Consider the following 21,679-nt stretch of genomic DNA (forward strand, 5'->3'; position numbering starts at 1 on the left):
CACCGCCCCGGTTGGCTCGTCGGCCGCCCCCGGTATTCCGGAACCAGTCCCGGTCGGCTCGTTGACCACGCCCGTCATCCCGGCACGCTTTTCGCCGGGGTCCACCCCCGTGCGCAACATGTCGAGCAGTTCCGCTTCTTCGCCCGGCACGGTCGCGATGAGCCGGCCGGACATGCGCTCCAGCCCTCGGCTGGCATAGGCGGCCATGGAGAACACCGGCAGCCCGCGCTTGCGGGATGCCTTGCGCAGCCGCAGATAGACGATCGGCGACTCCTCTTCCGGCTCGAACCCGACTAGCAGCACCACCGGCGCGGACTCGAGCGCCGAATAATCCACCGGCATGCCCTGACCGGCGATCCGGGCGGACAGGAAATCGGCCTCCTCGGCCGAGTGGTCCCGGGCGCGGAAGTCGATATCGTTGGTGCCCAGGGCTACTCGCGCGAACTTCGAATAGGCGTATGCGTCTTCCAGAGTGGCGCGGCCGCCGACCAGGACGCCCGCGTTGCCGTGCGCGGCGGCCAGTCCCTCGGCGGCGCGCGCGAGGGCCTCGGACCACGACGCCGGGGCCAGTTCGCCGTCCCAGCCGCGGATCAGCGGCGTGGTGAGCCGGTCGGGTTCGGTGGCGTACGCGAACGCCCAGCGGCCCTTGTCGCAGTTCCACTCCTCGTTCACCTGCGGATCGTCACCGGCCAAGCGGCGCAACACGTTTCCACGCCGATGGTCGGTGCGCTGTGCGCAGCCCGAGGCGCAGTGCTCGCATACCGCGGGGCTGGACACCAGGTCGAACGGTCGCGCACGGAATCGGTACGCGGTGCCCGTGAGTGCCCCGACCGGGCAGATCTGCACGGTGTTGCCGGAGAAGTAGGAGTCCAGCGGTTCGCCGTCGGCGATGCCGACCTGTTGCAGCACACCGCGATCCATCAGCTCGATGAACGGATCCCCGGCCACCTGCTGTGAGAACCGGGTGCAGCGCGCGCACAGCACGCAGCGCTCGCGGTCCAGCAGCACCGCGCTGGACAGCGGAATCGGTTTGGGATACGTACGTTTGACGCCCTCGAACCGGGATTCGGCACGGCCGGTGGACATCGCCTGATTCTGCAACGGGCATTCCCCGCCCTTGTCGCAGACGGGGCAGTCGAGGGGATGGTTGATCAACAGCAGCTCCATCACCCCCTCCTGCGACTTCTGCGCGGCGGCGGAGGTGAGCTGGGTGTGCACGACCATGCCGTCGGTGACCGTGATCGTGCAGGAGGCGGCAGGTTTTCGCTGTCCCTCGATCTCGACCAGGCATTGGCGGCACGCGCCGACCGGGTCCAGCAGGGGGTGGTCGCAGAAACGCGGAATCTGGATGCCGACGAGTTCGGCGGCGCGGATCACCAGCGTCCCGGGGGGTACGCCGATCGTGGAGCCGTCGATGGTGACGTTCACCAGATCCGAGGTCTTCGCGCCGCTGGTCCCGGTGGGTACCGTGGCGGTCATCGCACACCTGCTTCCGTAGCGGCCCACGCGGTGGAGCGGGCCGGATCGAATGGGCAGCCCGAGCGCACGTGCTGTTCGTACTCCTCGCGGAAGTACTTCAGGGAGGAGACGATCGGGCTCGCGGCTCCGTCGCCGAGGGCGCAGAACGATTTGCCGTTGATGTTGTCGGCGATGTCCAGGAGCTTGTCCAGATCACTCCCGACGCCGTGTCCGGCCTCGAGCCGCTCGAGCAGCTGGACCAGCCAATAGGTGCCCTCGCGGCACGGCGTGCACTTGCCGCAGGATTCGTGGGCGTAGAACTCGGTCCAGCGCAGTACCGCCCGCACGACGCAGACGGTGTCGTCGAAGATCTGTAATGCCTTGGTGCCCAGCATGGATCCCGCCGCGGCGACGTTCTCGTAGTCGAGGGGGATGTCCAGGTGTTCGGCGGTGAACAGCGGGGTGGACGAGCCGCCCGGGGTCCAGAACTTCAAGTCGTGTCCGATGCGGACCCCGCCGGCGTACGAAAGCAGTTCCCGCAGCGTGACTCCCAGCGGCGCCTCGTACTGGCCGGGCCGGGTCACGTGCCCGGACAGCGAATACAGCGTGAAGCCCGGCGATTTCTCCGAACCCATGGACCGGAACCAGTCGATGCCGTTGACCATGATCGGCGGCACGCTGGCGATGGACTCCACGTTGTTGACCACCGTCGGACAGGCGTACAGGCCCGCGACGGCGGGAAACGGCGGCCGCAGCCGGGGCTGGCCGCGGCGGCCCTCCAGGGAGTCCAGCAGCGCTGTCTCCTCGCCGCAGATGTACGCGCCCGCGCCCGCGTGCACGATCAGCTCCAGGTCGTAGCCGGAGCCGAGGATGTCGTGGCCCAGATATCCGGCCGCGTAGGCCTCCGCGACCGCGGCTTGCAGGCGTCGCAGCACCGGCAGCACCTCGCCGCGCACGTAGATGAACGCGTGCGAGGCCCGGATCGCGTAGGCCGCGATGATCGCGCCCTCCACCAGCACGTGCGGGGTGGCGAGCATGAGCGGAATATCCTTGCACGTACCGGGTTCCGACTCGTCGGCGTTGACCACCAGGTAGTGCGGTTTCGTCGTGCCGTCGGGTCCCGGCCCCTGGGGAATGAAACCCCATTTCATACCCGTCGGGAAGCCCGCGCCGCCGCGCCCGCGCAGCCCGGAATCCTTGATGGTGGCGATCACTTCGTCGGGGGTCATGCGCAAGGCCTTGGACAGGCCCTTGTAGCCCTGGTGCTGCAGGTAGGTGTCCATGGTCCAGGACTGCGGGTGATCCCAGTAACGGGTCAGGACCGGTGCGAGAGTCATTGTCCGCCTCCGTCTTCAGGGCGCGGCTCCGCGTTGGTGCGCGAATCGGTGTGGTGCGTGGGGTCTTCGGCGTGTGCCACGCGCAGCCCGGCCAGGGTCGGGGCGCCCGGCTGCCCGTCGGTGGCCCCGGGGCGGTCGTCCGGGAATCCGGCCAGGACGCGGGCCGTTTCGCGGAATGTGCAGAGCGGGATGCCGCTACGGGTGCCGGTGACGGGTTCACCGTTACGCAGCTTGTCGACGAGTTCGCATGCCGTGGAGGGGGTTTGGTTGTCGAAGAACTCCCAGTTGACCATTACCACGGGCGCGAAATCGCAGGCGGCGTTGCATTCGATGTGCTCGAGGGTGACGCTGCCGTCGGCGGTGGTTCCGCCGTGCCCGATACCGAGGTGGTCGGTCAGCGTGGCCAGGATCTCGTCGCCGCCCATGACCGCGCAGAGCGTGTTCGTGCACACTCCGACGTGGTAGTCGCCGGTCGGTTGGCTGCGGTACATGGAATAGAAGGTGGCCACGGCGGTCACCTCGGCATCGGTCAAACCCAGTTGCCCGGCGCAGAATCCGATGCCGGTGCCCGAGACGTAGCCCTCCACGCTCTGCACCAGATGCAGCAGCGGCAGCAGGGCGGAGCGGGACTGCGGATAGCAGTCGATGATCCGCGCGGCGTCGGTCTCCAGCCGCTCGCGCAGCTCCGCGGGGTACGGAATCGGCCTCGCCGAAAGGTTGAGCAAGATCGCTGTCAACGGTCGACACCACCCATCACCGGATCGATACTGGCCACCGAGGCGATCACGTCGGCGACCATGCCGCCCTCGCACATCGCCGCTACCGCTTGCAGATTCGTGAACGAAGGGTCGCGATAGTGCACCCGATAAGGTCTGGTGCCGCCGTCGCTGACCATGTGCACGCCCAGTTCCCCGCGCGGGGATTCCACCGCCGTGTACACCTGTCCGGGCGGCACCCGCAGCCCCTCGGTGACGAGCTTGAAGTGGTGGATCAAGCCCTCCATCGAGGTGCCCATGATGTGGCCGATGTGCTCGGGTGAGTTGCCCAGACCGTCGGAGCCCAGCGTCAGATCCGCGGGCCAGGCGATCTTCTTGTCCTCCACCATGACCGGGCCCGGGCGCAGTTTGTCCAAGCACTGCTCGACGATCTTGAGCGACTCCTTCATCTCGTTCACGCGGATGAGGTAGCGGCCGTAGCAGTCGCAGCCGGTGTCGGTCATGACCTCGAATTCGTATGTCTCGTAACCGCAGTACGGCTGGGACTTGCGCAGATCGTGCGGCAGGCCGGTGGCGCGCAGCACCGGGCCGGTGATGCCCAGGGCCATGCATCCGGACAGATCCAGGTAGCCGACCTTGCGGGTGCGGGCCTTCCAGATGGGATTCTGGTTGAGCAGCAGCTCCATATCCCGCAGGCGTTTGGGCATGAGCTTCAACAGGTCCCGCACCTTGCTCACGCCGTCCTCGGGCAGGTCCTGGGCCAGGCCGCCGGGCCGGATGTACGCGTGGTTCATCCGCAGGCCGGTGATGGTCTCGAAGACGTCCAGGATCAGTTCGCGCTCCCGGAATCCGAACAGCATCGGGGTCAGCGCGCCCAGTTCCATGCCGCCGGTGGCCAGGGCCACCAGATGCGAGGAGATGCGGTTGAGTTCCATCAACATCACGCGGATCACGTTGACCCGCTCGGGAATCGCGTCGGTGATACCCAGCAGCCTCTCCACCGCCAGGCAGTACGCGGTCTCGTTGAAGAACGGGGAAAGATAGTCCATCCGGGTGACGAAGGTGACGCCCTGCATCCAGGTACGGAATTCGAGATTCTTCTCGATGCCGGTGTGCAGATAGCCGATGCCGCAGCGGGCCTCGGTGACGGTCTCGCCCTCGATCTCCAGGATCAGCCGCAGCACACCGTGTGTCGAGGGATGCTGCGGGCCCATGTTGACCACGATGCGTTCCTCGGCGGCGCCGTCCAGCGCCTCGCGCACGTCGTCCCAGTCCTGGCCGACGACGGTCACCACGGATTCTTTCTCCACCGCCCCCGAGGCGGTTTCACCCTGGTCGCTATCGTGCTTGGTGTCGATATCGCTCATCAGTGGTACGTCCTCCGCTGATCGGGCGCGGGAATGCGCGCACCCTTGTATTCGACCGGGATCCCGCCGAGCGGGTAGTCCTTACGCTGAGGGTGGCCGCGCCAGTCGTCGGGCATCGCGATCCGGGTCAGCGCGGGGTGGCCGTCGAACAGGATGCCGAAGAAGTCGTAGGTCTCGCGCTCGTGCCAGTCGTTGGTGGGGTACAGTGCACACAGCGACGGGATGTGCGGATCGGCGTCGGGCGCCGAAACCTCCAGCCGCACACGGCGGTTGTGGGTGATCGACATCAGGTGGTAGACCGCGTGCAGTTCACGATCGGTGTCGTCCGGGTAGTGCGCCCCGCTCACGCCCAGGCACAGCTCGAAGCGCAGGGCCGGATCGTCCCGCAACGCCCGGGCGACCGCGGGCAGCTCGTCGCGGCGCACGTGCAGGGTCAGCTCGTCGCGGAACACCACGATCTTCTCGATCGCGGCCCGGAACCCGACATCCCCGGAGTCATCGCCCGTATCCCGGGAGTCACTCCCCGAGTGCTTTCGGCCGGGATCCACAGCAACACCGTCGGACAACGCCGTTCGCAGCGCCCCGATGAGTTCATCGAAGTAGCCGCCGTACGGTGGCGGCGTACTGCCGGGCATCGTGAGCGTGCGGACCAGGCGACCGTACCCGGAGGTATCCCCGGTGCCCTCGACACCGAACATGCCGTGCCGCACACCGATCACCTCGTCTCCTCGCTCCGCCTCGGCCGCGGCGTCCACCGGTTCGGCGGCCTGGGTCGATTGCTCGGATTGTCCTGTAGTGCCGGTATTTTCGGTCACCGCAACCTCCGGTGCACTCGCGTTTCCTGGGGTGTCGAACGTCATCGCAACAGCCCCCTCAACTGAATGGTCGGAGTGACCGCGAGCGCGGCCTCCTCGGCCGCGCGGACCGCCTCCTCGCGGTTGACTCCGAGCGGCATTTCCTGGATCTTCTCGTGCAGTTTCAGGATCGCGTGCAGCAGCATCTCCGGCCGCGGCGGACAGCCGGGCAGGTAGATATCCACCGGCACAACGTGATCCACGCCCTGCACGACGGCGTAGTTGTTGAACATGCCGCCCGAGGAGGCGCACACGCCCATGGCGAGCACCCACTTCGGTTCGGTCATCTGGTCGTAGACCTGCCGTAGCACCGGGGCCATCTTCTGGCTGACCCGTCCGGCCACGATCATCAGATCGGCCTGCCGCGGCGAGGCGCGGAAGACCTCCATGCCGAACCGTGCGCTGTCGAATTTGCCTGCGCCCGTGGCCATCATCTCGATCGCGCAGCACGCCAGGCCGAACGTCGCGGGCCACAGCGAGCCCTTGCGCATGAAGCCGGCCAGTTGTTCGACCGTGCTCAGCAGGAATCCGCTGGGCAGTTTTTCCTCGAGACCCATATCCGACCGACTCGCTTCCGTGCTCGGGGCTCCGAGTCCCGGCCGGGCCGGGACCTTGATGTTGTTGATGGGCTCTTCGGAGTGCGTTTCAGTCCCAGCTCAGCCCGCCGCGTCGCCACTCGTAGGCGTAGGCGACCGAGACATTGACGACGAACAGCGCCATCGCGACCAGGCCGAAGACGCCGAGCGCGTCGAAATGCACCGCCCACGGGTACAGGAACACGATCTCGATGTCGAAGATGATGAACAGCATCGCGGTGAGGTAGTACTTCACCGGGAAGCGTTGTCCGGCAGCGTTTCCGGGACCGCCGGCCACCGCGTGCGGTGTCGGTTCGATACCGCATTCGTAGGCCTCGAGCTTGGCCCGGTTGGCGCGTTTGGGGCCGATGAGCGCGGCCATCAGGATCGTCCCGACCGCGAAGGCCGCGGCGATCGCGCCGAGAACGAGTGTGGGTATTTCGTTATTCACAACTGCACAACCCCTTTTCCATGTCCTCGGACGGCAGCAGCCGAGGCGGGGCTGACGTCGTCGTCGGCCGGGCCAGTCTCGCCCCGGGGGCGCGCTCGATCATGGGCGCGGACATCAGGGGACATGACAGGGCTGGTGGTGATACCAACACCCGCACTCGTGTGAGCTAAGGCACAGACTACAACTGACGCTTCTCGCCGCGCGCGGAATAACCCCTCGTGTTTGATCGAATTAAGAACTGTCACTTATGACGGATTCGTCTAGGTTGCCGCCCTGCTGACACGCCGATGCCCACCCTGTGGAGGGTGGGCATCGGCGAGGAGAAGCTCAGGCGGCCTGCGTGTCGCGCAGCAGCCCGACGACGGCCTCGGTCAGCTGGAACGGATCGATCGGATGCGAGACCGCGGCCTCGGCCCGCGACCAGTTCGCCAGCCAGGCATCGTCGGCGCGACCGGTGAGCACGAGAATCGGTGGGCAGTCGGCGATTTCGTCCTTGAGCTGTTTGGCCACACCCATCCCGCCGGTCGGCGCGGCCTCACCGTCGAGGATGGCCAGATCGATCCCGCCTGCGTCGAGCTGCGCGATGACCACCGGCCCGGTGGCGACCTCGACATACTCCAGTGGCGGCAACTCCGGGCTCGGCCGCTTACCCAACGCCCGCATCACCTGCTGACGGGTATCGACATCGCTGCTGTAGACGAGGACCCGCAGCGCGGGGATGTTCGTATCGGCCACGTTCGGATGGTACGTCTCCAGTGCTCCCTGCCGTGGCGGCTTCGGTGGACACGGTGTTTCAGCCCTGTTCACGGGCGCGCGAGAGGAGGATCCTGGAGAGATCCGAGGGACAGCGAACACGGCGGTGGGTGCTATGCGAATTTCCGAGGTTCTGCGCAACAAGGGCGCTGAGGTGGTCACGATCGGGCCCGAGGCTACGGTGCGTGAGCTGCTGGGCGTCCTGGCCGAACACAATGTGGGCGCGGTGGTGGTGTCGGTGGACGGGGTGTCGGTGGACGGCATCGTGTCCGAACGCGATATCGTGCGGCGGCTGCATCGGGTCGGGGCGGGGGTGCTGGACAGCCCGGTCAGGGAGATCATGACGGCCGTGGTGCACACATGTGCACCGGAGGATCGGGTGGAGAGCCTGCGGTCGACGATGACCCAGCATCGCATCCGGCATCTGCCGGTGCTGAGCAACGGGCGGATGGTCGGCATCGTGAGCATCGGCGACGTCGTCAAGCACGCGATCTCGGAGCTGCAGACCGAGCGCGAGCATCTGGAACAGTATCTGCGCGGCTGAGTCTGGACATGAAAGCGGGATGTGTTGTCACACAACACATCCCGATAACCGCTGCACGAATATCTCCGGCAGCCGCGGTGTATGCGGATAGATCCGCACACCTATCAGTCCCGAATCACGAGTAGGGATTCGAATCGCCGTTGGGGCCTAGAGACCCCAGGCGTGAATGAGATAGGTGATGTTGGCCGCGAGCGAGGTGACCGTGTTGGCCAGATTGAGCGCGGCAGAGCCGGCGTTCAGCAATGACAAGAGAGCCTCTCCGTTCATCAGGGTGAATGTCGGCTCAACAGTAGATGTGGCGACTTGCGAGCGGCAATATCGAATAGCTCACAGGTATGACCGCACGATAGGGGTGTCGCAGTCGAATGCACTGCGCAGCAATCCTTTACAGACAACATGGCGCAAACGTGACGGGCCGCCGCGAGCCATGCCGATGGGGTACCTCACGACGTCCTCGAACCGCGTAGTACGACCAACATCGGGTCTGTACTCTGGTCCTTCGACTCTGTGAAATGGCCGTTTTTCAGAGGTATTTTCCTACATATTCGACAAGGGCCGGAGGTAACGAATGTGACAGCGTACGAGCGGCTGACCGAGCGGTTCCGCGCGACCGTGCGGTCCGCGGGCGGCGGGGTCGCTGCGGCCTGTCACGCGACCCTGAGTGTCTTGCCTGTCCAGCGGGCCGCGATCGTCATCGATGAGGACGACGCGGGGGTACAGCCGTGGTGCGCGACAGACGAGGTCGCCGCAGGAATCGAGGCGATGCAGGCGACGGCGGGGGAGGGCCCCGCGGTGGACGCCGTCGCCACCGGTCTGCCGGTGCCCGTCGCCGATCTGGCGCGTGCGTGCGAGCGCTGGCCCGGATTCGCCGCCGCGCTCGAGCGCACACATTTCTCGGGTGCGATGATCGCGGTGCCGCTGTCGGTGGGCAGGGTGCATCTGGGCGCATTGGACCTGTACCGGGCCGCGCCGGGCCCGGTGGATATGCATATGGTCGCCGCGAGCATGTATATCGCGGACCTGATCGCCGAAGAACTCGTGCCGGTCGGCTCCGCCGGACATCCCGCCGCCGTCCTCGCCCCGCACTGGCTCGAACAGCCGCTGGCCAGCCGTGTCATCCATCAGGCGGCGGGCATGGTGATCGCGCAACTGGGCATCACCGGGTCCGATGCCTATGTGTGCCTGCGCGCCTACGCATTCGGGCATGCGATGTCGCTCTCGGAGGTCGCCGAGCAGGTGGTCGCGCGCCGCATCCGCTTCGACGGGCAGTAGGAAGTCCCCGGACTTCGCAAACCCTCCTCAGCACAGGTCCACGGTGCCGTCCACGACGGCGGCGGCAAGGTCGGCCAGACGGCGGCCGGTCTTCTGGGAGTGGGTGCGCAGGCGATCGAAGGCCTCCGGCATGTCCAGGCCGCCGCGTTCGGCGAGGACGCCCTTGGCCTGCTCGATGACGATGCGCGCGTGCACCGCGCCCGACAGTTGCGCGGGCAGCGTGTCCACCTGCGCCAGCGCCGACTCCTGAGCTATGCCGATACCGGCGAGGTCGGCCAGGGCCTGGCCCGCGCGCATGCCGTCGTCGTCCACGGCGGCGGGGGTCTGCGCCAGCACGGTGAGCGCGCCGACACTGCGGCGGTGGCAGCGCACCGGGAGCGCGAACGTCGAACGGTAGCCGACATCGATGGCGCGCGCGCGGAATTCGCGCCAGCGATGGCCGGTGACGTGCAGGTCGGGGATCGAGGTAGCCAGTCCGGTGTGGAAGGCCTCGCGGCTGGGGCCGTCCAGGGCCTCGGTCTCGAGCAGAGCCAGCAGTCCGGACTCCTCGCTGGTCGAGGCGAGCAGTTGCAGATCGCGGCGGTCGTCGGCGAGCAACAGGCCCGCCGCGGCTCCGCCGGTGACCACGGGGCAGGCGTCGACCAAGCGCTGGGACAGCTCGATCACATCGAAATCCCCGGTGAAGACGTCCAGGGCGGTCAACAGAGCGGTCAACAGCGGCGCCTGTTCGCCTGCGGGCCCCATGGGTGCCTCCCCGAGCTGAACGCTGCAGTAGCCGATTCTCCTATCGTGACATCCCCGCGGCGGCCGTGTCGAGGCTCGATGACAGCGCGCGAGATTGCAAGTGCATCCCACTGGCCTCTGAGAATGAGGTATTTAGCCTATTGGCTGCCGGTCTCAACATCGATACGTTCAACTGATGCAGACCCGAAAAACCTGTGACGACACCACGTGTCGTTATCCGTGGGGGTGGTGAAGATGTCGGAGAGCGAAGAGCGGGTGGGCGCGCTGTCCCGATTGGCGCTTCTGGTGCCAGGGGAGCACGACACCACGGGAGTACTGCTACAACTGATGAGCACGGCCACGGATGTGCTGAATGTGGCGGGAGCCGCGGTCACCGTGGTCGCGCACGGGCGCAGCGAGGTGGTCGGCGCCACCGTGGACCTCCTGGCGGAAGTGGAAGGCGCGCAACACGATTATTCACGCGGCCCCGGTGTCGACGCGCTGCGATGGGGAGAGTCGGTAGCCGTCCCCGACGTACGCGCGCAGTGGGTGCGCTGGCCCGAGTACATCACGGTCGCACTGCGGCACGGGGTTTCGGCGGTCGCGCAGATCCCGATGCGCCTGGGCGGCGAACAGGTGGGCGCCCTCGGCCTTTTCACCGATCGCCCCCGCGCATGGACCGGCGAGGACCTGTCCATGGCCGCCCTGTTGGCCGGAATGGCCGCCGGTCATCTGCTCACCGCCGATGCCCTACGCCGCCAACAGGAACTCGCCGAGCAACTCCAGCACGCCCTGTCCTCCCGAATCGTGGTGGAGCAGGCCAAGGGTGTGCTGGCGGGAACACACAACATCACCCCGGAGGCGGCATACGAGCTGATCCGCGGGCACGCCCGTCGCCGGCGGATCACGGTACAGGAGGTCGCGCGAGCGATCGTCGAACTCGGATTGCGGCCATGACTGCGATCAGAAGGTTATCTTCCGGCACAGATCCGTCCGGTAAACTATCGGCGGACCTCGAATCCCTTGCCCCCGGACGGGATCCACGCACCACCATACGTCCCTGAACCTGACGGCTGGTCACCCGACACCGTCTTGTTTCTAAGGGGCGCACCCGTGACAACCTCGAGTCCTGTCCGTGCCGCCGGTCCTGTACAGAGCCGGCGCCAGCGCATCATCCACACCTCGACACCGGCGGAGCTGCCGCGTCGGAGCAACCCCTCGGCTGCGGGCGACATGCGCGCGGCCGACCTCGACGCCGAGCTGGTGCGCCGCATCGGCCGCGGCGACCGTGATGCACTGGCTCAGCTGTACGGCCGGACCCGTGAGCTGGTGTTTCAGCGTGTGCTGGCCGTCGTCCGGGATCGCGGATACGCCGAGGAGACATCCCAGGAGGTCTATCTCCAGGTATGGCGCAGCGCCGCGGGTTTCGACGAGCGGCGCGGCAGCGCGGCGGCCTGGTTGCGCACGCTCGCGCATCGTCAGGCCGTGGACCGGGTGCGGCACGAACGGGCCAGCGCCGACCACGACCATGCCTGGGGCGTCATGGATTATCGGCCGCCGGTGGACTCGGTGATCGAGGACGCCCTGCGCCGGCACGAACTGCGCAGCGTGCGAAAGGTATTGACGGTGCTGACGCCGTTGCAGCGCGAATCCGTGGTGCTGGCCTTCTATTTCGGGCTGAGCTATCCGGAGGTGGCCGCCCACCTGGGCGTGCAGGTCTCGACGGTGAAATCCCGCATCCGCGCCGCGCTCACGCGCCTGAACACCGCGATGTGCGAGGTCGGTCCGTAGCTCGTCGGGACGGTCCCGACCGTTATTGCGAACGGAATAATTTCATCATGTCGTAACAGCGAAACCGGTATCGAACACCGATATTCGGCGCACAATCGGCTTAGCAGGTTGTTCTGCCTCCCACAGCTCGCGGTCGATTGCACCGCTGGTCGGGTGGGGTCCGAGATGCGCGCAGGCCCTCGGACCTCCCCTCCCGGCGAGAGGCTCGAGGGTATTTCGCGTATTCCATGTGGAATATCCAATTGGCGCATTGAATTCCGGCCGATTCGAATTATTGTCATCACAGATCCCGACTGGTATAAGCACATCGGGTACGATCATGATCCCGGCGTATCCGGTCCGCCGGGCGAACCCACTGCGGCACGTACTAAGGTCTGATCGCACTGCTACAACTGCCGGCAGCGCCGGCCCCGATCGTGAAGGAAACTCCATGCGCCGCACCGCGACAACCGTGTTGACCCTGGCAGCCGCGCTGGCCTGCGGGGCATGCGGATCGCACGGCGCCACGGCGCCCGCCCCGAGTTCCACCACCGCGCCGAGCACGAGCGCCGCCGCGGCTCCCGCCCAGGGCGGGGCGCAGCAGTGCCAGACCGTGTCCTGGCCCCAGCGGCTGCCGGACTTCCGCGGAAAGTCGCTGGGCGACACCGTGGTCGGCCCGGCCCTGTGCTACGACATCGCCAAGATCACCGCCGCCGACGGCACCGACGTCATGCACAACCCCACCGCGATGACCAAGTCGTGGACGGTGACCGGGGAGTCGCCCGCCCCCGGCACCCAGGTCACCGCCGAAACTCCCATCGCGTTGAAGGTCATTGCCGCACAGTGACGAATACGAGCTACTTGCCGACGGCGCGGGAGAACTGTTCGGGGTAGCGCTCGCCCGCCACCTCGGCGGTCGCGGCCTCGATACGGGCGATCTCCTCGCCGCTCAGGGTGATCCCGGCGGCGGCGACGTTCTCCTCGAGGTAGGTACGGCGCTTGGTGCCCGGGATCGGGACCACGTCCGGGCCCTGGTTCTGCACCCAGGCCAGCGCCAATTGCCCAGCGGTGAGGCCCTTCTCGTCGGCGAGCTTGCGCAGTTCGGCGACGATGGCCAGGTTGCGGTCGAAGTTGCCGTCGGCGAAACGCGGCAGCGCGCGGCGCATGTCGTCCTGCGGCAGGTCGGTGGTCGCGGTGATCGCGCCGGTGAGCATGCCGCGCCCGAGCGGGGAGAACGGCACGATGCCGATGCCCAGTTCGCGGCAGGTGGGCACGACCGTCGCCTCGATCTCGCGGGTCCACAGCGACCATTCGCTCTGCAACGCGGTCACCGGGAACACCGCGTGGGCGCGGCGGATGGTGTCCGCGGAGGCCTCGGAGATGCCCGCGTGGCGGATCTTGCCCGCGGCCGCCAGCTCGGCCAGCGCGCCCCAGGTCTCTTCGATCGGGGTGTTCGGGTCGACGCGGTGCTGGTAGTACAGGTCGATGTGGTCGACGCCGAGCCGGGCCAGCGATTCGTCGCAGCACTGCTTGACGTACGCGGCGTCACCGCGCGCGCCCATGCCGTCCGCACCCCACACGATGCCGAATTTGGTGGCCAGCACCACCTGGTCGCGCCGCCCGGCGATGGCCCGCCCCACGAGTTCCTCGTTGGCGCCGACCCCGTACACGTTCGAGGTGTCGAGCAGCGTCACGCCGAGTTCGAGCGCCCGGTGCACGGTGGCGATCGACTCGTCGTCGTTGTCGCGCACGCCGTAGGCCTGGCTCATGCCCATACAGCCCAGCCCCTGCGCGCCGACGGTCAACTCGCCGAGCTTCCTGGTCGCGGTCATGCGGATCCTCTCCTGGCAGATGTCGACGGTGGGCGACCCCACCACGAACGACGCTACGGCCTGGAGCGCACTCCAGGTCAAATCCATCTCCCGCCCCGCCGTACGCATCCGCTGGTCGTCCCGGCGGGATCCACCACAAGCAGTTGCGCACCGGCGGATTCCCGCCGAAAGCATGCAGGACGAGGTGCTCGCCGACGAGGGCTCGCTGTCCGAGCGGGTCGTCGCGCATCGCAAGGCCGACGAGATTCCGCCGGAGCGGCTGAGCGCGCATGCGAGTACTACGGAGGGGCATAGCCCCCAGGGAGGCGGCGCTATTCGTCGAGCAGGTCCACGACCTTGTTGAGAGTCGTTGCGAGCGTGCGGCGTTCGTCGTCGTCGAGGTTGTCCAGGACCTCGGCCAGACGCTGGATACGCGCGGAGGCGAGGCCGTTGACCAGGTCGGTGGCCGGTTCGGTGGCGGCGAGCACCTGGGCGCGGCCGTCGATTGGGTCGGGGGTGCGGGTGAGGTAGCCGGACTTCTCGAGCTGGGTGACGATGCGCGACATGGTGGGCGCGGTGACCCGTTCTGCCGCGGCGAGATCGCTCAGCCGCATGGGACCGAACCGCACGAGAGACGACAGTGCGGACGCCGAGCCCGGGCTGAGTGAGCCGAGGTCACCGAAACGCCGTACCAACCGGGTGATCCGGCCGACGGACACATACAGATCCGCTGCCGCGGCCAGACGCTCGGGGCTGCGCTCCTGAAGGTCGGTGCTCTGCGCTCGCGGGTCGGCGCTTTCCTGTTGAATCATCCGCGCTCCTGGTGACTCATCCGGATCACCCAGTCGTGGATCCGGACCGATGGGATACCCGCGCTGCCTCGTACATGCCAGCAAGTATGCCTGTCTGCGCGAACGAATCGGCCTCGCACGGCGCATGTGCGCCGCGACGGGGTCAGGGGTATGTCGCCACTGGCATCGAGTGCGTGGTCGCATCGCATGCGGACGGACCATGGCCGCGTGACGTCGCGGCTCTCGTGGCGGGAAGGGCCGGACACGCGGTTCCGGTGGGCCACCGGGCAGATACCCCGGTGGGCGACGACGTTGTCGCCCACCGAGGAGTCTCAGTTCTCCGAGATCCGGGCCGCGATGTCGGCGGGATCCACGGCCTCGTGGCGCCCGGTCCGCTCGTACCCGAGGTGCAGGTCGTGCCGGACATCGGCGCCCGCCACGCTGACCCGGCTGGTCACCGGCGGATAGCCGCGCGCGATCACGGTGTAGTCGCCCTCGCTCAGATCGGACACCACGTAGCGTCCGTCCTCGCCGGCGTGGGCGGACCCGAGCACCGCGCCGTCCGGGCCGCTCACGATGACCTGGGCGTCGGGCACGATGCGCCCGTTGGCCAGCACCGTTCCGGTGAGCACCGCCATCGGCGCCAACTCCACGTCGGAGTGCAGCAGCCCGCTGTCGGGCACGCTCAGCGTGGTGGCGAAGGGCCGCATGTGCTCGGCGACCGCGACCAGTGTGTACATGCCCGCGACGACGCCCTGGCAGCTGTACGTGCCGTCGTGCTCGGACACCGCCGCGCCGACGACCTCACCGCGCATATCGGTCAGGGTGATGGTCGCGCCCGGGACCGGCTGGGCCGTCTTGGCGGCCCGGACCATGCCGGACAGTTCGCCCGAACCCTGCAGCGGCACGTCGAGGCGTTGCGCCTGTCCGTTGATCGAGACGTTGACCGCGGCGGGCTGATGCCCGGTGGCGGACACGATCAGCACGTAGCTGCCCCCGGCGGGCGGCTCGATCACGTACTGTCCCTGCGCGTCGCCGTTGGCTCGCGAAACCTGGTGTCCGAGTTGGTCGATCAGCGTCAGCGCGACGCCCGCGACGGGACGTCCGTCGGCGCGCAGCACCCGGCCGCTGATCGAACGGCCGTCCGCGGCCAAGGTCCGGGCCACCGGCAGGACCGTGGTGGCCGCCTGCGCGGCGCCATGGCCGTTCACGGCGTACCCGTTGGTGGCCAGGGCCGAGTCGGCGTCGTCGCCCATGCCCTCGCGGGTGGCCTCGGCCAGTTCGGCGACCTCGTCGACCACGTAGTCACCCTTGGCGAACCAGGAGGCGATCGAGCCCAGCAGCAGCATCACCGCGGCGCAGATGAACACCGCGATCAGACCGGAGTGGAACGGGCCGGCGATCAAGCGCGGGAAGAACTCCTGGCCGGTGATGGTGCTGCCGTTCACGCCGGGCTGGCTCAGCACATGGGGGGAGATCATCTCCTTGAACGGGTTGTAACCCAGGAACGTGGCGAACAGACTGCCCACCGGCGGCGTGTTGGCCAGCTGGTTGGCGACGTCCGCGGGGATGCCCTGTCCACGCAGTCCGGAATTCATCGCGTTCGGCAAAGTTCCGGACAGGCCGGCGATCATCAGCGAGAAGAAGATGCCGATCGACAGCGCCATACCGCCGTTCATCAGCGTGGCTCGCATGCCCGAGGCCACACCGCGCTGGTTGGCCGGCACCGAGGACATGACCTCGGCGGTGTTGGGCGAGGTGAAGATACCCATGCCGAGACCGTTGAACAGGATGATCAGCGCGAACAGCCAATAGTTGAAGTTGACCGGGATGACGATCAGCAGCACGAAGGTGATCGCGGCGATCAGCAGGCCGCCCGCGGCGAAGAGCCGCCCACCGAACCGGTCGCTCAGCCAGCCCGACGCCGGGCCCGCGATCAGGAATCCGACGGTCAGCGGCAGCATGTAGATGCCCGCCCACAGCGGGGTGTCCTCGAAACTGTAGCCGTGCTGTGGTAGCCAGATGCCCTGCAGCCAGATGATCAGCATGAACTGCATGCCACCGCGACTGACCGAGGTCATCAGGCTGGCGAAGTTGCCGAGGGCGAAGGTCTTGTTGCGGAACAGCGACATCTGGAACATCGGCTGACGCGACTTCGCCTCGATGACGCAGAACAGCACCAGCAGCACGAGACCGCCGATGACTCCGGTCAGCACCCACGGGTTGCCCCATCCGGTGTTGGAACCGTTGTAGGGCTGAATGCCGTAGGTGATACCGGCCAGCAGTGCGGTCAGGCCGAGCGCGAAGGTGAGGGTGCCGGGGATGTCCAGCGAGCCGGGGGTGCGCTGGCCGTTGTCGTGCAGCGAGCGGTAGGACCAGATCGTGCCCAGCAGGCCGAACGGCACGCTGATCCAGAAGACGGCCTTCCAGTCCCATTCGGACAGCAGGCCGCCCAGCAGCAGGCCCAGGAACGAACCTGCCACGGCCGCGACCTGGTTGATGCCCAGGGCGAAGCCGCGCTGTTTTGCGGGGAAGGCGTCGGTGAGGATGGCCGAGGAGTTGGCCATCAGCATGGCGCCGCCGACACCCTGCACCACTCGCCAGGCGATGAGCCAGATGGCGCCGCCACCAGTGTCGAACGGATCGAACGAGAGCAGGATCGCCGAGACGGTGAAGACGATGAATCCGGCGTTGTAGATCTTGACGCGGCCGAACATGTCACCCAGGCGGCCGAACATCACCACCAGCACCGCGGAGGTGAGCAGGAAGCCCATCATCAACCACAGCAGGTAGCTGACGTTGCTGGACTCGAGCGGGTTCAGATGCACGCCGCGGAAGATCGCCGGCAGCGAGATGAGCACGATCGAGGAGTTGATGGTGACCATCAGCATCCCGAGCGTGGTGTTCGACAGCGCCACCCACTTGTAGTGCGGATGATCGTGGTCGACACGGAGCCGCCGTCGAATGGTCTGGACGTCGCCGACGTCCAGGTCAGCGGTTGATTGCGCGGATGCCAAGGTCCCTCTCCCCGTGAATCGCATGTGAATAGACCGAATTCCAATATAGTTGCAATATGCTAACTAACTAAATGGAGTCGCTAGGGGATGCGTCACACTCGCGGCGGGAATATTGGTCCGGCCCCGCTCAGCGGATTACTCTTCGCCGCTCAACATGGCGATCAGGCCGTAGGGAGCTTCGTCGCCGTAGCACAACCGGTGGATCTCGACGGCGTCGTTCGCCGCCGCGGCACTGCGCGGGAACAGGGCCCTTTCGTACGCGGTGAGCGCGGCCTCGATATCGCCGGGACGCGCCGCGAGGGCCCGGCCGAGTTCGGCGGCGTCGTACATGGCGAGGTTGGCGCCCTCGCCGGACGGGGGCATCAGATGGGCGGCGTCGCCGAGCAGGGTCACCCCGGGCACCCGGTCCCAGTGGTGATCCAGGGGCAGGGTGTGCAGGGCGCGCAGCACCGGCGCGGTCTCGGTGTCGGTGATCAGCGCCGTGAGCTCCGGCGCCCAGCCGTCGAACTCCCGCGCGGTCTGGGCGGGATCGGCGAGATCGAGGCCGTCGAACCAGTCCAGCGGCTTGGACAGCGCCGCGTAGCTGTGCAGGGTTCCGCCGCTCTCGTGGTGCGCCGCGATGCCCTTGCCCGGGGTCAGGGCGAACATTCCGCCCGCGCCGACCGCTGAGGCGCTGGCCGGGTGCCGGGTGGGGCCGTCGAACAGGTAGGTCTCGATGAACGCGGTGCCGATGTACTCCGGCGTCGCATCGGACAGCAGGGGCCGCACCCGGGACCATGCGCCGTCCGCACCGACCAGCAGGTCCGTGGTGACGGCGCCGCCGTCGGCGAAACGCACCTCGTGGCGGCCGTCGCCGAGCGACTCGACGCCGGTGACCTTGTGGTCCCACTGGACCGTGCCCTCGGGGAGTGAGTCGAGCAGCAACTGCCGCAACTCGCCCCGCTGGGCCTCGGGACGGCCGCCCGTGCCGTCGTCGGGCTCGTCGAACAGGAGGGCGCCGTCGATGGCCAGGGCCCGGGTCGCCTGGCGGCCCTCGAGGACTATGCCGCCGAACTGTTCGAGCAGGCCCGCGGCTTCGAGGGCCGGCTGGCCGGTGTCCTGGTGGATATCGAGCATTCCGCCCTGTGAGCGGGAGGTCGGGGAGGGTTCGGCCTCGTAGACGGTGGACGGGATGCCGTTGACGTGCAGAACTCGGGCCAGGGTGAGGCCGCCGAGCCCGGCGCCGATGATCGTGACGGTGGTGGTCATGGTGATCTCCTTGTCGTACACGTCGTCTGGAACGACGTTCCATTCCAGTCTGGAACGGCGTTCCATGAATGTCAAGATGGAACGACGTTCCAGGGGTATGTCAGGATGTGAGCATGGCAACCGGAGCTAAGCGGTCCGAGCGGCGGCGCGAACCGCTGACCCGCGAGCGTGTCGTGGGGGCCGCGATCGAACTGCTCGACGCCTCGGGCGAGGGCGGGCTCACCTTCCGCGCCCTGTCCCATCGCCTCAGTACCGGACCCGGAGCGATCTACTGGCACGTGCCGAACAAGGACGAATTACTCGACGCCGCAACGGATTCGGTTATCGCCGCCGCGTTGACCGACCAGCCCGTCGCGGTATCGACCGACCCGCCCGGCCGCGTGGAGCAATCACCGCGGGAACGGGTCCGGACCGTCGCGCTCGGATTGTTCGAGGCGATCGACGAGCACCCGTGGCTCGGCGCCCAGCTGGCCACGCAGGTGTCCCGCAATCCGTGGCGATCGGCATCGCTGCGGATCTTCGACAGGATCGGTCAACAGGTTCTCGCACTGGGTGTGCCCGGCGACGGCCAGTTCCTGGCGGCCTCCGCATTGATGCAATACATTCTGGGCGCCGCGGGCCAGAATGCCGCGAACGGCCGCTCGGCCGTGCCCGGAATGGACCGCGGTGAATTCCTCGATTCCGTCTCGACGGCCTGGGAGTCGCTCGATGCCGACGACTATCCGTTCGCGCGGGTCATCGGGGACCAATTGCGCGACCACGACGACCGCGAACAGTTCCTGGCGGGAATCGATCTGATCCTGGCCGGGATCACGGTGGTCTATCCGCCCACCACCCGGTCCGACTCCGGGTGATCCATCCGCTGGACATGTTGTCCGGCATGGGAACGGCACGCGATCGCCTCGGACGGGAATACTGGGGGAATGCCGGACTTCGCCATCTCCATTCCGCAGTTCTATTCCGACGGCGCCTTCGACCCCGACGATTTCCGCGCCCGCATGCGGCGGATCGAGGAACTCGGCTTCGACAGCGCGTGGACCCAGGAGCAGGTCCTGACCATCTCGCAGATGCCGCAGCTGGGCGCGATCGAGACCATGACCTACGCGGCGGCATGCACCTCGCGGATCCGGCTCGGCTGCGCGGTATTCGTGAGTTCGCTGCACAGCCCGGTGCATCTCGCACGCTCGCTGAGCACCCTGGACCAGCTCTCCCGGGGTCGCCTGGACGTGGGCGTCGGATTCGGCGGCAAAGGGCGGGCGCTGTCGGCGTTCGGCATCGAACCCGAGGGCCTGCTGACCCGGTTCACCGAGGGGCTCACGGTGATGCGCGCACTGTGGAGCGAGCCCACCGTGGACTTCCAGGGCCGGTTTTGGCAGTTGAACGGAGTCCGTATGGAGCCCAAGCCCTTCCAGAAGCCCCTGCCGGTCTGGTTCGGCGGCGGCAGCCCCAACGCCCTGCGCCGCGCCGCCCGCCTGGGCGACGGATTCTTCGGCGCGGGATCCTCGACCATCGACGCCTTCGCCGACCAGGTGCGCACGCTGCGCACCGAACTCCTTGCGGCCGGCCGTAATCCGGACGACTACCCGATCGCCAAGCGCCTGTACGTCGCGATCGACGACGATCCGGCCGCCGCCCGCGCGAGCGTGGAGGGCAACCTCGAAAAGCTGTACGGCACAACGGCCATGGCCCCGACCGCGGTGGCGGGGACCGCGAAGGACGTCATAGTGGAAGCGCAGCGGGCGATCGAGGCCGGTGCGGGGACGGTGCTGTTCACCCCGATGTCACAGGACCCCGAACAGGCCGAACGCATTGCCGCGGAGATCATTCCGGCGCTGCGCTGAGGGGGTCGGAGCACTCCTGTGCGTAGAGGTGCGCTGTCGGCCGGAATCCGGATCGGAGACTCCGGCCGACGGTGTGCCAAGGCGGCGCCGGTTTCCGGATGTCGCTGAGGCCTGACTTGTTGCGGGCCATGAGGGGCGACCGGTGCCGCATGCGCTGGCTGAGCCGAACGCAGGTGTCCATTGCCGGCCGAACTGACGCATCCGCCACGTTCCTGGCGCACCGCAGGTCACGAACCGTTCTGCGGCATCGCTCCAGACGGACCGACGTTGCCGAATACCTGACGCACCGCAGACTCTTCTGCGAGATTGTGCGCCGGTTCAATTGGCAACGGACAGCAGGTGTTCGGGACGGCTACCCGGTTGTCCACCTGGTTTCGTGCGCCAATTCTGACCGCGAATGTTCGCGAGCAACGCCATCCAACCGTGGGCTGTTGGCTACGTCGGGCTGAGCGTGTCGTCGGGTCTGATCGCGAGCTGGGTTCCGCTCAGGATCGGGAGGAAACGGTGTCGGCACGGTCGCGGTTGGCGCGGATCTCGTCGTGGTGGTCGGTGGCCCAGCCGATCAGCTGCATAACGATCTGGTGCAGGCCGCGACCGAGCGGCGCGAGCGTGTACTCCACTCGCGGCGGCACTTCGGCGTAGGCGGCCCGGGTGATCAGTCCGTCCTGCTGGAGCTGGTGCAGCGTGTGGGTGAGCATGCGTTGGGAGATCCCGGGAATCCGGCGCTGCAGGTCGGTGTAGCGCAGCGGGCCGTCCTGCAGGATGGCGACGATCAGCATGCTCCACTTGTCGCCGACCCGGTCCAATATCTGGCGGATGAAGGCCATATGGTCGGCTGGGATATTCGCGCACGGCCCGATCGCGGCCGCCATCTCCACCTCGGGGTTGTCCTGCATGGCGCCCATTCCTCTCCGTCGCGCACACCTGTGTGCCTTTGTACCGCCCTCAATTCTGGCGCATCATGGCGCTACGAACAAATAGTATGAATTGAGTTCGGGTTCACGCAGATAGAGATCCGGGCCGAGTTCACCTGCCCCTCCCTGCGCTCTGCCTGGGACGAAACCCACCCGATCACCCTGACGGTCGCGGGCGCCGCTCCGGCCTACTTCTGACATCACCCCTGATCACGTATCTCCGAAAGGCCTACCAAC

Annotated in this window: 21 protein-coding genes and 1 pseudogene; 7 read left to right on the forward strand and 15 right to left on the reverse strand. The window is 67.3% G+C overall.

The genetic code is table 11. The features are described from left to right. From JZ791_RS34055 to JZ791_RS34090, 8 genes are all read right to left on the reverse strand, one after another. The coding region (locus JZ791_RS34055) for an NADH-quinone oxidoreductase subunit G (RefSeq protein WP_216900330.1) at window positions 1–1,479 on the reverse strand (1,479 nt) is incomplete at its 3' end. After that, window positions 1,476–2,795 (reverse strand): NADH-quinone oxidoreductase subunit NuoF, encoded by a 1,320-nt coding sequence (gene nuoF, locus JZ791_RS34060; protein WP_216900332.1) that lies wholly within the window; start codon window positions 2,793–2,795, stop codon window positions 1,476–1,478. The genes JZ791_RS34055 and nuoF, both read right to left, overlap by 4 nt. Further along, window positions 2,792–3,532, reverse strand: coding sequence for an NADH-quinone oxidoreductase subunit NuoE (gene nuoE, locus JZ791_RS34065; protein ID WP_216900334.1), 741 nt, complete (start codon window positions 3,530–3,532; stop codon window positions 2,792–2,794). The genes nuoF and nuoE overlap by 4 nt, the downstream gene beginning before the upstream one ends. Continuing rightward, window positions 3,529–4,878, reverse strand: coding sequence for an NADH dehydrogenase (quinone) subunit D (gene nuoD / locus JZ791_RS34070; RefSeq protein WP_254206805.1), 1,350 nt, complete (start codon window positions 4,876–4,878; stop codon window positions 3,529–3,531). The genes nuoE and nuoD overlap by 4 nt, the downstream gene beginning before the upstream one ends. Then, entirely contained in the window at window positions 4,878–5,693 is an 816-nt protein-coding gene (locus JZ791_RS34075; protein WP_438804588.1) for an NADH-quinone oxidoreductase subunit C, read from the reverse strand. The genes nuoD and JZ791_RS34075 overlap by 1 nt, the downstream gene beginning before the upstream one ends. Before the next feature lie 41 nt (window positions 5,694–5,734). Beyond that, entirely contained in the window at window positions 5,735–6,289 is a 555-nt protein-coding gene (locus JZ791_RS34080; protein WP_216900338.1) for a NuoB/complex I 20 kDa subunit family protein, read from the reverse strand. A gap of 88 nt (window positions 6,290–6,377) precedes the next feature. Continuing rightward, entirely contained in the window at window positions 6,378–6,758 is a 381-nt protein-coding gene (locus JZ791_RS34085) for an NADH-quinone oxidoreductase subunit A (protein ID WP_216900340.1), read from the reverse strand. A 327-nt stretch (window positions 6,759–7,085) separates the two neighbouring features. After that, complete coding sequence (locus tag JZ791_RS34090) at window positions 7,086–7,493, reverse strand: Rv3143 family two-component system response regulator (RefSeq protein ID WP_216900342.1); 408 nt, start codon at window positions 7,491–7,493, stop codon at window positions 7,086–7,088. Between the two features lie 133 nt (window positions 7,494–7,626). Here JZ791_RS34090 and JZ791_RS34095 point away from each other — a divergent pair, with 133 nt between their 5' ends. Beyond that, the gene (locus JZ791_RS34095; RefSeq protein WP_216900344.1) at window positions 7,627–8,055 is read left to right on the forward strand and encodes a CBS domain-containing protein; all 429 of its coding nucleotides are present in this window, start codon (window positions 7,627–7,629) and stop codon (window positions 8,053–8,055) included. Between the two features lie 570 nt (window positions 8,056–8,625). Then, complete coding sequence (locus tag JZ791_RS46665; RefSeq protein WP_216900346.1) at window positions 8,626–9,327, forward strand: GAF and ANTAR domain-containing protein; 702 nt, start codon at window positions 8,626–8,628, stop codon at window positions 9,325–9,327. Window positions 9,328–9,354: 27 nt separating this feature from the next. Here the strand turns inward: JZ791_RS46665 and JZ791_RS34105 are convergent, their stop codons facing one another. Beyond that, window positions 9,355–10,071 carry a GAF and ANTAR domain-containing protein gene (locus JZ791_RS34105; protein WP_216900348.1) on the reverse strand — a complete coding sequence of 239 codons (717 nt, stop codon included), beginning with the start codon at window positions 10,069–10,071 and terminating at the stop codon, window positions 9,355–9,357. A gap of 234 nt (window positions 10,072–10,305) precedes the next feature. Between JZ791_RS34105 and JZ791_RS34110 the strand changes: the two genes are divergently transcribed. From JZ791_RS34110 to JZ791_RS34120, 3 genes are all read left to right on the forward strand, one after another. Then, window positions 10,306–11,007: a GAF and ANTAR domain-containing protein gene (locus tag JZ791_RS34110; RefSeq protein ID WP_216900350.1), complete on the forward strand. Its 702-nt coding sequence runs from the start codon at window positions 10,306–10,308 to the stop codon at window positions 11,005–11,007. Between the two features lie 156 nt (window positions 11,008–11,163). Continuing rightward, entirely contained in the window at window positions 11,164–11,841 is a 678-nt protein-coding gene (locus tag JZ791_RS34115) for a sigma-70 family RNA polymerase sigma factor (protein ID WP_308163244.1), read from the forward strand. A 430-nt stretch (window positions 11,842–12,271) separates the two neighbouring features. Continuing rightward, window positions 12,272–12,667: a hypothetical protein gene (locus JZ791_RS34120; RefSeq protein WP_216900352.1), complete on the forward strand. Its 396-nt coding sequence runs from the start codon at window positions 12,272–12,274 to the stop codon at window positions 12,665–12,667. Between the two features lie 10 nt (window positions 12,668–12,677). Here the strand turns inward: JZ791_RS34120 and JZ791_RS34125 are convergent, their stop codons facing one another. The 5 genes and pseudogenes from JZ791_RS34125 to JZ791_RS34140 all read right to left on the reverse strand — a co-directional run bounded on the left by JZ791_RS34125 (window position 12,678) and on the right by JZ791_RS34140 (window position 18,687). After that, a complete protein-coding gene (locus JZ791_RS34125; RefSeq protein ID WP_216900354.1) occupies window positions 12,678–13,652 on the reverse strand; it encodes an aldo/keto reductase in 975 nt (324 codons plus the stop codon). Window positions 13,653–13,963: 311 nt separating this feature from the next. After that, a complete protein-coding gene (locus tag JZ791_RS34130; RefSeq protein WP_216900356.1) occupies window positions 13,964–14,443 on the reverse strand; it encodes a MarR family winged helix-turn-helix transcriptional regulator in 480 nt (159 codons plus the stop codon). 311 nt (window positions 14,444–14,754) lie between these two features. Next, a complete protein-coding gene (locus JZ791_RS45485) occupies window positions 14,755–15,678 on the reverse strand; it encodes an MSCRAMM family protein (RefSeq protein WP_254206810.1) in 924 nt (307 codons plus the stop codon). Between the two features lie 33 nt (window positions 15,679–15,711). Continuing rightward, window positions 15,712–17,439, reverse strand: a pseudogene (locus tag JZ791_RS45490) (MFS transporter); the annotation flags it as partial. A 135-nt stretch (window positions 17,440–17,574) separates the two neighbouring features. After that, the gene (locus JZ791_RS34140; RefSeq protein ID WP_216900380.1) at window positions 17,575–18,687 is read right to left on the reverse strand and encodes an FAD-dependent oxidoreductase; all 1,113 of its coding nucleotides are present in this window, start codon (window positions 18,685–18,687) and stop codon (window positions 17,575–17,577) included. Between the two features lie 113 nt (window positions 18,688–18,800). Here JZ791_RS34140 and JZ791_RS34145 point away from each other — a divergent pair, with 113 nt between their 5' ends. Beyond that, window positions 18,801–19,541, forward strand: a complete 741-nt coding sequence (locus JZ791_RS34145; protein ID WP_216900360.1) for a TetR/AcrR family transcriptional regulator — start codon at window positions 18,801–18,803, stop codon at window positions 19,539–19,541. 69 nt (window positions 19,542–19,610) lie between these two features. Then, window positions 19,611–20,528: an LLM class flavin-dependent oxidoreductase gene (locus JZ791_RS34150; protein ID WP_216900362.1), complete on the forward strand. Its 918-nt coding sequence runs from the start codon at window positions 19,611–19,613 to the stop codon at window positions 20,526–20,528. 485 nt (window positions 20,529–21,013) lie between these two features. Here JZ791_RS34150 and JZ791_RS34155 read toward each other — a convergent pair whose 3' ends face one another. After that, complete coding sequence (locus JZ791_RS34155) at window positions 21,014–21,424, reverse strand: winged helix-turn-helix transcriptional regulator (RefSeq protein ID WP_254206806.1); 411 nt, start codon at window positions 21,422–21,424, stop codon at window positions 21,014–21,016. Window positions 21,425–21,679 lie beyond the last annotated feature (255 nt).

This window comes from Nocardia alni, from assembly GCF_019038435.1.
GTDB classification, from domain to species: Bacteria; Actinomycetota; Actinomycetes; order Mycobacteriales; family Mycobacteriaceae; genus Nocardia; species Nocardia alni.

Excerpts from the sequence above, each read along its gene's own strand:
- nuoF (WP_216900332.1), bottom strand. The coding sequence starts at position 2,795 with ATGACTCTCGCACCGGTCCTGACCCGTTACTGGGATCACCCGCAGTCC.
- nuoD (WP_254206805.1), bottom strand. The coding sequence starts at position 4,878 with ATGAGCGATATCGACACCAAGCACGATAGCGACCAGGGTGAAACCGCC.
- JZ791_RS34080 (WP_216900338.1), bottom strand. The coding sequence starts at position 6,289 with ATGGGTCTCGAGGAAAAACTGCCCAGCGGATTCCTGCTGAGCACGGTC.
- JZ791_RS34095 (WP_216900344.1), top strand. The coding sequence starts at position 7,627 with ATGCGAATTTCCGAGGTTCTGCGCAACAAGGGCGCTGAGGTGGTCACG.
- JZ791_RS34105 (WP_216900348.1), bottom strand. The coding sequence starts at position 10,071 with ATGGGGCCCGCAGGCGAACAGGCGCCGCTGTTGACCGCTCTGTTGACC.
- JZ791_RS34110 (WP_216900350.1), top strand. The coding sequence starts at position 10,306 with ATGTCGGAGAGCGAAGAGCGGGTGGGCGCGCTGTCCCGATTGGCGCTT.
- JZ791_RS34120 (WP_216900352.1), top strand. The coding sequence starts at position 12,272 with ATGCGCCGCACCGCGACAACCGTGTTGACCCTGGCAGCCGCGCTGGCC.
- JZ791_RS34125 (WP_216900354.1), bottom strand. The coding sequence starts at position 13,652 with ATGACCGCGACCAGGAAGCTCGGCGAGTTGACCGTCGGCGCGCAGGGG.
- JZ791_RS34130 (WP_216900356.1), bottom strand. The coding sequence starts at position 14,443 with ATGATTCAACAGGAAAGCGCCGACCCGCGAGCGCAGAGCACCGACCTT.
- JZ791_RS45485 (WP_254206810.1), bottom strand. The coding sequence starts at position 15,678 with ATGGGCGACGACGCCGACTCGGCCCTGGCCACCAACGGGTACGCCGTG.
- JZ791_RS34140 (WP_216900380.1), bottom strand. The coding sequence starts at position 18,687 with ATGACCACCACCGTCACGATCATCGGCGCCGGGCTCGGCGGCCTCACC.
- JZ791_RS34145 (WP_216900360.1), top strand. The coding sequence starts at position 18,801 with ATGGCAACCGGAGCTAAGCGGTCCGAGCGGCGGCGCGAACCGCTGACC.
- JZ791_RS34150 (WP_216900362.1), top strand. The coding sequence starts at position 19,611 with ATGCCGGACTTCGCCATCTCCATTCCGCAGTTCTATTCCGACGGCGCC.
- JZ791_RS34155 (WP_254206806.1), bottom strand. The coding sequence starts at position 21,424 with ATGCAGGACAACCCCGAGGTGGAGATGGCGGCCGCGATCGGGCCGTGC.